At 51.5% G+C, this 7,860-nt stretch carries 7 protein-coding genes and 1 pseudogene; 2 read left to right on the top strand and 6 right to left on the bottom strand.

All coding sequences use genetic code 11. The annotated features are described in order from the left end of the window. From KM934_RS11915 to KM934_RS11905, 3 genes and pseudogenes are all read right to left on the bottom strand, one after another. A pseudogene (locus KM934_RS11915) lies at window positions 1–393 on the bottom strand (hypothetical protein); the annotation flags it as partial. Between the two features lie 41 nt (window positions 394–434). Continuing rightward, complete coding sequence (locus tag KM934_RS11910; RefSeq protein ID WP_215760823.1) at window positions 435–773, bottom strand: T9SS type A sorting domain-containing protein; 339 nt, start codon at window positions 771–773, stop codon at window positions 435–437. Beyond that, window positions 749–931 carry a hypothetical protein gene (locus tag KM934_RS11905; protein WP_215760822.1) on the bottom strand — a complete coding sequence of 61 codons (183 nt, stop codon included), beginning with the start codon at window positions 929–931 and terminating at the stop codon, window positions 749–751. Before KM934_RS11905 ends, KM934_RS11910 begins: the two co-directional genes overlap by 25 nt. A 772-nt stretch (window positions 932–1,703) precedes the next feature. Here KM934_RS11905 and KM934_RS11900 point away from each other — a divergent pair. Beyond that, window positions 1,704–2,060 carry a hypothetical protein gene (locus KM934_RS11900; RefSeq protein WP_215760821.1) on the top strand — a complete coding sequence of 119 codons (357 nt, stop codon included), beginning with the start codon at window positions 1,704–1,706 and terminating at the stop codon, window positions 2,058–2,060. 390 nt (window positions 2,061–2,450) lie between these two features. Continuing rightward, window positions 2,451–4,928 (top strand): hybrid sensor histidine kinase/response regulator, encoded by a 2,478-nt coding sequence (locus tag KM934_RS11895; RefSeq protein ID WP_215760820.1) that lies wholly within the window; start codon window positions 2,451–2,453, stop codon window positions 4,926–4,928. 3 nt (window positions 4,929–4,931) lie between these two features. Here the strand turns inward: KM934_RS11895 and KM934_RS11890 are convergent, their stop codons facing one another. The 3 genes from KM934_RS11890 to KM934_RS11880 form a co-directional block, all read right to left on the bottom strand. Next, entirely contained in the window at window positions 4,932–5,624 is a 693-nt protein-coding gene (locus KM934_RS11890; RefSeq protein WP_215760819.1) for an LrgB family protein, read from the bottom strand. After that, a complete protein-coding gene (locus KM934_RS11885) occupies window positions 5,617–6,012 on the bottom strand; it encodes a CidA/LrgA family protein (protein ID WP_215760818.1) in 396 nt (131 codons plus the stop codon). Before KM934_RS11885 ends, KM934_RS11890 begins: the two co-directional genes overlap by 8 nt. Before the next feature lie 250 nt (window positions 6,013–6,262). Then, entirely contained in the window at window positions 6,263–7,540 is a 1,278-nt protein-coding gene (locus tag KM934_RS11880) for an ATP-binding protein (RefSeq protein ID WP_215760817.1), read from the bottom strand. Window positions 7,541–7,860 lie beyond the last annotated feature (320 nt).

Below are 7,860 nucleotides of genomic sequence, written 5' to 3'. Positions count from 1 at the left end.
TTCTTCTGCAAATGTGAGATGTTGAGAATTGTCAAAGATGTGTATAAAGGGTAGGCCGTTGCCCTCGGGTGCATAGAGGTCGAGCAGGGCCACGTGTGCATCGGTGGCGGTGATGGTTCCCTCGGTGATGCTATTAGTCACATCGGCCTTGTTGGCCAGCACGAGGTAATAGTTCTCCTTGCCGTCGACACCTGATGCCGAGGCGGGATAATAGGCGCCGAGCACCACATTGCTGAGTGTTTGCGGGGTGGTGTCTACAGCCTTCAGGGGCAGGCCGAAGGCGCGCTTCTTGACGAGCGACAGGGAGGTGCGTTTCTTGACGAGCTGCTGTGCGGTGGCGGGCAAGCAGGCCACAGCCACGAGAAGCGTAATGATGAGTAGAGATTTCTTCATAAATAAATGGTTTTGTGGAAGGCTACGCTTGGCGTAACGTCTTACTTTCTAATAACTTTAAAGGAGCGGTCGTTCTCCAGGCGGAGCACGTAGACACCCGGCTTACACTTGGCGAGGCTCACCGTAACGGCACCGTTGGCGGTGGGGCGCGTGGTGAGGAGCTGACCGTCGAGGCTGTAGAGCTGGGCCACGCGGGCCTTGGTGCCCGTCACACGCACGTGGGTGTTGTCGGTGTAGGTCAGCGTGAAGTTGGCCTTCTCCAGTTTCTCAACGCCCAAGGTCACGGTGTCGACCTTCTCAAAATGATACTCGGTCACGTCCGACAGGTTGTAGTCGGTGTTGACACTGGCTGAGGTTACCGTAAACTTGCCGTCGGCCAACGTAAGGTGGGATGGTCGTCGAGCACAAAGAGTTCGGTGGTTTCATCAGCCATCTTCAGTACAAGCACGTCAATGACTTTGTCGCCGTCGGCTGCACGTGCAACCATCGGCGCCATCATCATCAATCCGAGCAGTACTTGCAGGATTCTGATTCTCATAAATGATGCTGTAATTTTGATATTAACGTATGATTTTTGTTAGTGAATACTGGCTTGCGTAGGATGGGGCACCCTCACCGGTGCCCCCATAACCTTTACTATGAGAGCGCCCTGATAGCTCCGAGGGTGTCTCGTATGTGTATCCTGAAAAACGAAACTCTCGATAATGATCTCCGAAGAAATCTTTCTTGAAATCTTGTAATTGCGTTTAATATGCACGCAAAAGTAATACATTTGAATGAATATCGAAAACTTTTAAGTTGTTTTTTTGTATCAAAATGCGGTTTTTGCTTTCGTTTCACAATTAACAGACGTATTTTATTTACGAACCAACATAAATAATGTGTTTTAAGGTACGGTTTTTCGTTCGGCTTCACTTAGGATTTCTTTTCCCTCTTGTCGCACCCTCGCACGCTCGCTACGCACCCTCTCCACCTTCTCTATGTATTCTTGACCTCTCATGGACAGACAAGAAGGAGTGTGCCTCCGGTCAGCGCCACGCCTTATTATGTAGTCATCCCATGCCAGTGGGGAATTGGGGAAATGGACATTCCCCACCTTTTTGGGGAATTTTTCCACACTCGTTCCACACTTTCCCCAACGCTTGATATGCGTGCCAAAATATGCAACCCGTTGATAACCAGTATTTTGAAATATTTCTTCCGAGTTTGGCACGCAGCTTGCATTATGTTAAGCGAACACAGTTCACAAACGGTGACACAGTTCACCAAACAACAGTCAACAATAATAAAACAATTAAAAAATAACGATTATGAAAAAGATGTTTTTCGCAGTAGCAGCTGCATTTGTGATGGTTTCAGTGAGCAACGTTTTCGCTAACGGTAGCGCCCAGATGGACAACGCCGGCATGGCTCAGGTGAACGACACGGTCGACACCACCGTTGTAGCCCCCGCTATTCCCGCCGATAGCACCGCTGCTCCTTCCGACAGCGCGGCCCAGCCCGTAGGTCCTGCCACACCCGAGGCCAGCATGGCCGTAGCCCCCACGGTCCCCGCCGACACGGTGGTAACGCCCGCCACTCCTGAGGAGCCCGCCACCCCCGCTACACCGGCTGCCCCTGCCGACAGCACCGCCAAGCCGGTAGCCGACTCGACCAACGTGGCCTAATACACACAATGAAGATTTGAGAAAGCATGATTAAGTCCCTACGTAGACTCAGTCCAAATCGTCATTAGACCGAAAAATCTGAGAAGACAGTGATGTTTGGTTTCTTTTCAACCCTTGTCAGCGTTTCTTTCGGCATCTTGCTTCCATTCGCGTTTCGCCATAGCCCGCTATGCCTTCAACGCTCATGTAGCAACCTGCTCGAAACAAACACTAACAAGAATTGAAATCTAACGACAGATTTGGATTAAAATAGGTGATAGTTAAGTAAGTTAAAAAGTTGATTCAGGTTTCAGAGGCCCCGTCTGCGATGGTTCGTAGCGGGGTTTTTTCATTTCAATGTTTGCCCAAACGAATGAATTGGCGTAATTTTGCAGAAACAATCATAGCATCATGAAAACGAGTGTTCCCATCAAGGTGGCCATAGGCTATGCCATTATCATCGCCATCTTCACCATGGCCGCATGGATGGTCTATGCCAATACGCGAACCTTCATGCGCATTAACCAAACCGAACGGGCGTTTATGCAACGGCGCGACGTCATCGACAGTTTGGTGTATAGTTTCATGCAGATGAACAACAAGGAGCGCGCCATCAGTTTGGGCGACACCGACCAGTGGGACGATTTCGACCGCTCGCTTCACCGCACCATAGCCCTTTCCGAGCGATTGCAAGAGGTGCTTGCCGACTCTACGCAAGACCAGAAGATCGATTCGCTACAACTCCTGCTGCGCATGAAACGCGAGAACACGCTTCTCATCATGCAACTCATGGCCCAAAACGAGGGCAACCGCTTCCTGGCCGAAAAGGTGAACAGTTTGCACAAGGGCGCCGACTCGGTGATGATCCATCCCAAGGCGGCAAAGGTGAAAGACAACAAGGTGACGGTTTACGAGGTGGTGAAGAGCCGAAAGGGATTCTTCGCCCGACTGGCCGACGCCTTCAAGCGACAACATGCCGACACGGTGAGCGTGAAGCACAACCACACCCAGGAGAACGACACTACCAAACAAAGCATCGATATAGCGCACGATGTGGCCAATGTGCTTTCTGACATAGCCCAGAAAGACGACCTGCAGAAGCGGCAGCGCCGCCAGAGACTGGCGGCACGCGAACGCCAACAGCAGCTTGTGAGCATACAGATAGCCGACCAAACCGAACAATTGCTGCGCGACATTCGTAGCGATGAGCACAACGCCAAGGAGGCAGCGTTTGAGCACGACATAGAGGCGCGACACGCCGTCATGGCCAAGGTTGTGCTGCTGGCGTTGGTGTCGCTCCTATCGGCCTTGGTGCTGGTCTACTTCGTTTGGCGCGATGTGAAACGCGAGCAGCGCGACCGCCAAAGGCTCAAGGCGGCCAAGGACGAAACCGAACGGCTCATGGCGCAGCGCGAACGACTGATGCTCACCATCACCCACGACATCAAGGCGCCCGCCGCCTCGATCTCAGGATTCATCCAACTGCTTGACGAGCGCATGCGTGGCGATGCCAAGTCGGCCTCCTATGTGCAAAACATCGGTCAGTCGGCCACCCATCTGCTCCACCTCGTCACCGCCCTGCTCGATTACCATCGGCTGGAGAGCGGCAACGTGGAGACGCATCCCGTGACCTTTAGCGCAGCCCGCCTTGTGAGCGAATGTGCCGACAGCATACGCCCGCAAGCCGAGGCCAAGGGCCTGCGGGTGGTGTGCCACGTGGAGGGATGCACCCAGGAGTGGTTGCGTGGCGACGCCTTCCGCATCAAGCAGATCGTTGACAATCTGGTGAGCAACGCCTTTAAGTACACCGCCGAGGGCAGCATCACCATCAAGGCGGCCACAAGCAGCGATCGCCTCACCATCTCGGTGACCGACACGGGGTTGGGCATGACCGAGGAGGAGACGCGCCGGGTGTTTAACGCCTTCGCCCGGCTCACCGAGGCGCAGGGCATTGAGGGTGTGGGACTGGGCCTCTCCATCGTGAAGGAACTGACCTCCTTGCTCCATGGCGACATTCAGGTGACATCGCAAAAGGGCAAGGGCACCACCTTCCGACTGACGCTCCCCATAGAGCCTGTGGCCCATGGCGATGCGCCTTCCGTGTCCCCCAGTGTGCCGTCGGCCGGTTCGTCGTTGCCCGACAGCCATGCCAAGGACACGCCCGCCGTTCCTTCACACCTTCTCATCCTCGACGACGACAAGCTGCAACGGCAGTTGGTGGCCGAAATGGTGGGCCGCTTGTCGCCCACCGGTTGGCGCGTCACCGCTTATCGCTATGTGGCTGAGGCCATTCAGCAGATACGGCAGGCGCCACCCGCCGTGTGTCTCATCGACATCGAGATGCCCGAGATGAACGGCATGCAGGTGGCGCGTCTCATTGGCCGGAAGCCCGGCATGCGCCTCATTGCCATGACCGCCCACGACGCCAGCATCATGCCCCGACTTAAGGAGGCAGGGTTCGACGCTTGCCTGTTCAAGCCCATCAGGATGGAGCAGTTGGCCAAGGAACTGAATGTTCCTGTTCCCACCGACCTACCGCAGGCCGCTAAGCCGTCATCCCCGTCCTACGACCTCTCGCCCCTCACGGCCTTCGCCTCGGGCGACGAGGAAGCCGAGCGCGAGATATTGGGAAGCTTTAAGCACGAGTTGGATGCCTATCTCGGCATCCTGGAGGAGGCCCTGGCCACGCTCAACCGCAAGCAAGCCGCCCACGTGGGTCACAAGGCGTTGCCTGTGTTGACGCTGATTGGCGCCCAGTGTGTGCCGCAGTTGCAGGCGTTGTCGCCCGAACATATCAACGAATTGGCAGATGAGGAAATGAAAAACGCCATTCACTCCATCATCGAAGACATGAGGCGAATGGCGAAACAGGTAGGCGACGTGTGCTGATCGTTACAACCACGCCACCACGGTGGGCGTGAGCAGGGCGGTGAAAATGCCGTTGAGGGTGAGGCCCAAACTGGCGTAGGCGCCCACAAACTCGTCGCGCTCCATGGCCACCGAGGTGCCCACGGCATGCGAGGCGGCACCGATCGACAGGCCCTTGGCGGCAGGATTGTGGATGTGGCCCACCGACATGATCTTGAATCCGGCCACACCACCGATCAGTCCGGTGATCACCACGATGGCTGCCGTGAGCGACGGTATGCCGCCCAGTGCCTGCGACACCTCCATGGCGATCGGCGTGGTGACCGACTTGCTGGCCAGCGACGCCACGACGGCGTCGGAAGCGCCCAGCAGGCGGGCCGTGACCACCACACTCACGATGCCCACCATGCAGCCCATCATCTGCGAGGCCAGGATCGGAACGATTTCTTTCTTGATCTGCGACAACTGCAAATAAAGCGGCACACCCAAGGCCACCACGGCGGGTTTCAACCAGAAATCGATGAGCTTGGCGCTCTCGTGATAGGTGTCGTAGGGAATGTGGCACGCCGTGAGAAACAAGATGATGAGTCCGATGGCGAACAATATGGGGTTCAGAAGGATCGATCCCGTCTTGCGTTGCAGCATCTTGCACCCTTGGTAAATGCCGAAGGTAAGCGCAAGCAGAAAGTATTGGTTGGTCAGAATGCCCTTAATCATGATGGTTGTGTTTGTCGGCTATCTTGTCCTTAATCTTATGGGTTATCTTCTTCTCGCCCTTGGCCACCACCTGATGGGTCTGTCCAGTGACGAGCAACACCAGGGCTGTGCTTACCACGGTGGCACCAACGATGGGCACCAGCTCCGCCTTGATGAGGTTGAAATGGAGCATCAGCGCTACGCCAGGCGGCACAAAGAAGAAACCGAGGTTGGCTATCAGAAAATCGGTAAGGCCCCTTACCCATTCCAGTTTGATGACCTTGAGTTTCAACAGCAGGGTAAGCAACAGCATACCGATGATGCTCGAAGGTAGTTTTACGCCTGTGAGTTTGGTCACCAACTCACCCAGCGCCATGCATCCGAAGAGGATGAAACATTGTCTGACCATAATGTCGTTGTTGGTTTTGTTGTCCTGTAAGCAATCTCTTTTGCGCTGCCCTTTGGCAGTAGGTTCATGCTAATTGGGTGCAAAGGTACAAATAATATAAGGAATAGGGCATAAAGGTGATAGAAAAAACAATCGTTTGCATGTAGGATTGATATGTCACCTATGCAGTTGTCTATAAGTTTGGTGGCTACAAGGAGAGAACAGTGAATGAAGTGGATACCTCACGCATGTGACACTAATAATAAGATAATCAGTCTTTTAAACATCCTATAGGAATTACATACACCCCATCCTCACGTCGTATAGCATACTTTGTTGTACCAGTAAGAATCATCAGAAAGGATGGCGCTTTCATTTTTGTGGTGTCTATTTTAGAAGCAAGGAGTTTCAGATTCTTCGCCCCTTCTTCTATATTTTTCTCCCCGCCTAATTTTATCTCTATCAGTCCATAACTTCCATTTCTCAAATGCAAGACAGCGTCACACTCCAGTCCTTTACTGTCACGATAATGATAAATCGTGCCTTCCAAAGCATCTGCATATACCCTCAAATCTCTGACGCACATCGACTCAAAGAACAATCCCATTGTACTGAGGTCGTTTATAAGGTCATTGGGGCCGATACCCAATGCAGCAACTCCGATAGAAGGATCAGAGAAATAACGAGTTTCTGAACTTCTTATTGCTGTTTTGCTTCGCAAGTTTGGATTCCAAGCAAGAGAATCTTCTAATACAAATATCTTTTTCAATGCGTCCAAATATGAAGCTATAGTAAGACGGTTTGCAGAAACAGTGTCATTGCTCTCAATATCAGCACAAATAGTATTGACAGATATCTGTGCACATTGATTTCTTGCTATAGAGCGAAGAATTCTTTTTGTTCGCTCTGCGTCGCGACGAACATTGTCAACACGGGATACGTCATTGTTGACAACAGCCTCATAATACCTGTACGCCATGTCCAATGCCACATCTTTATTTATTGTAGTAGCTCTAGGCCAACCTCCACGACAAATCAGCCATGCTATAGAGTCTATATTAAGATTGTTAGTTCCGAAAATATCAACATCGGGCTTAATGAACAAATCATTCAAGCTGACTTCGCCAGTAGATTCCCCAGATTCATAAAGACTCATTGTTCTCATTGTCAGCCATGCAAACCTACCTGTGCCAGAATGGTGTATTTTGTCCGTATCGGCAGGAACGGCAGAGCCAGTAAATATAAACTGACCTTCTTCATCTCTGTGATCAACTTCAAAACGTGCTGCATCCCACAATTGTGGAGCCAGTTGCCATTCGTCAATCAAGCGTGGCGTCGCACCAACAAGCAGTTTCTTAGGAGACAGACTTGCCAATTCTATGTTTTGATCCATATATTCAGGGTCATCCATATATACGACACTTTTAGCCTGTTGTTCGGCTGTTGTGGTTTTGCCACACCATTTTGGCCCTTGTATCAGAACTGCGCCAACTCCCATAAGCCTGCGACTTAACATTTTATCGGCAATACGAGGTCTATATTGTTTCATTTACTTTGTCTATTATGATTACCGAAGCAAAGTTACTAAAAATCCATTGAAAATGAATGGTTTAAAAGTATTATTATACCAAATGTCCCAAATTCGTTATACCAAATGTTCCAAATTCGTTATACCAAATGTTCCAAATATCAGGATAACAAAATATAATATATATAGAATATACAAATATCGGTCAAGCAAGGAGCAATCATTCATTGGTTTGCCTTTGCTTGACCGATATTTTATTTTATGAAACCTCAAGGAAGACTATTCCTTATTGGAGTTTCTGATTTAGGGAAGACGGGCTGAATTATCGTGCAAACCGAATG

This window comes from Hallella faecis, from assembly GCF_018789675.1.
Lineage (GTDB): Bacteria > Bacteroidota > Bacteroidia > Bacteroidales > Bacteroidaceae > Prevotella > Prevotella faecis.
The sequence above is the reverse complement of the archived record's forward strand: the minus strand, read 5'-3'. Positions and strand labels throughout refer to the sequence as shown.

Bases quoted from the DNA above. Each gene is read 5' to 3' on its own strand.
- KM934_RS11905 (WP_215760822.1), bottom strand. From the start codon at position 931: ATGAGAATCAGAATCCTGCAAGTACTGCTCGGATTGATGATGATGGCG.
- KM934_RS11900 (WP_215760821.1), top strand. From the start codon at position 1,704: ATGAAAAAGATGTTTTTCGCAGTAGCAGCTGCATTTGTGATGGTTTCA.
- KM934_RS11895 (WP_215760820.1), top strand. From the start codon at position 2,451: ATGAAAACGAGTGTTCCCATCAAGGTGGCCATAGGCTATGCCATTATC.
- KM934_RS11890 (WP_215760819.1), bottom strand. From the start codon at position 5,624: ATGATTAAGGGCATTCTGACCAACCAATACTTTCTGCTTGCGCTTACC.
- KM934_RS11885 (WP_215760818.1), bottom strand. From the start codon at position 6,012: ATGGTCAGACAATGTTTCATCCTCTTCGGATGCATGGCGCTGGGTGAG.
- KM934_RS11880 (WP_215760817.1), bottom strand. From the start codon at position 7,540: ATGAAACAATATAGACCTCGTATTGCCGATAAAATGTTAAGTCGCAGG.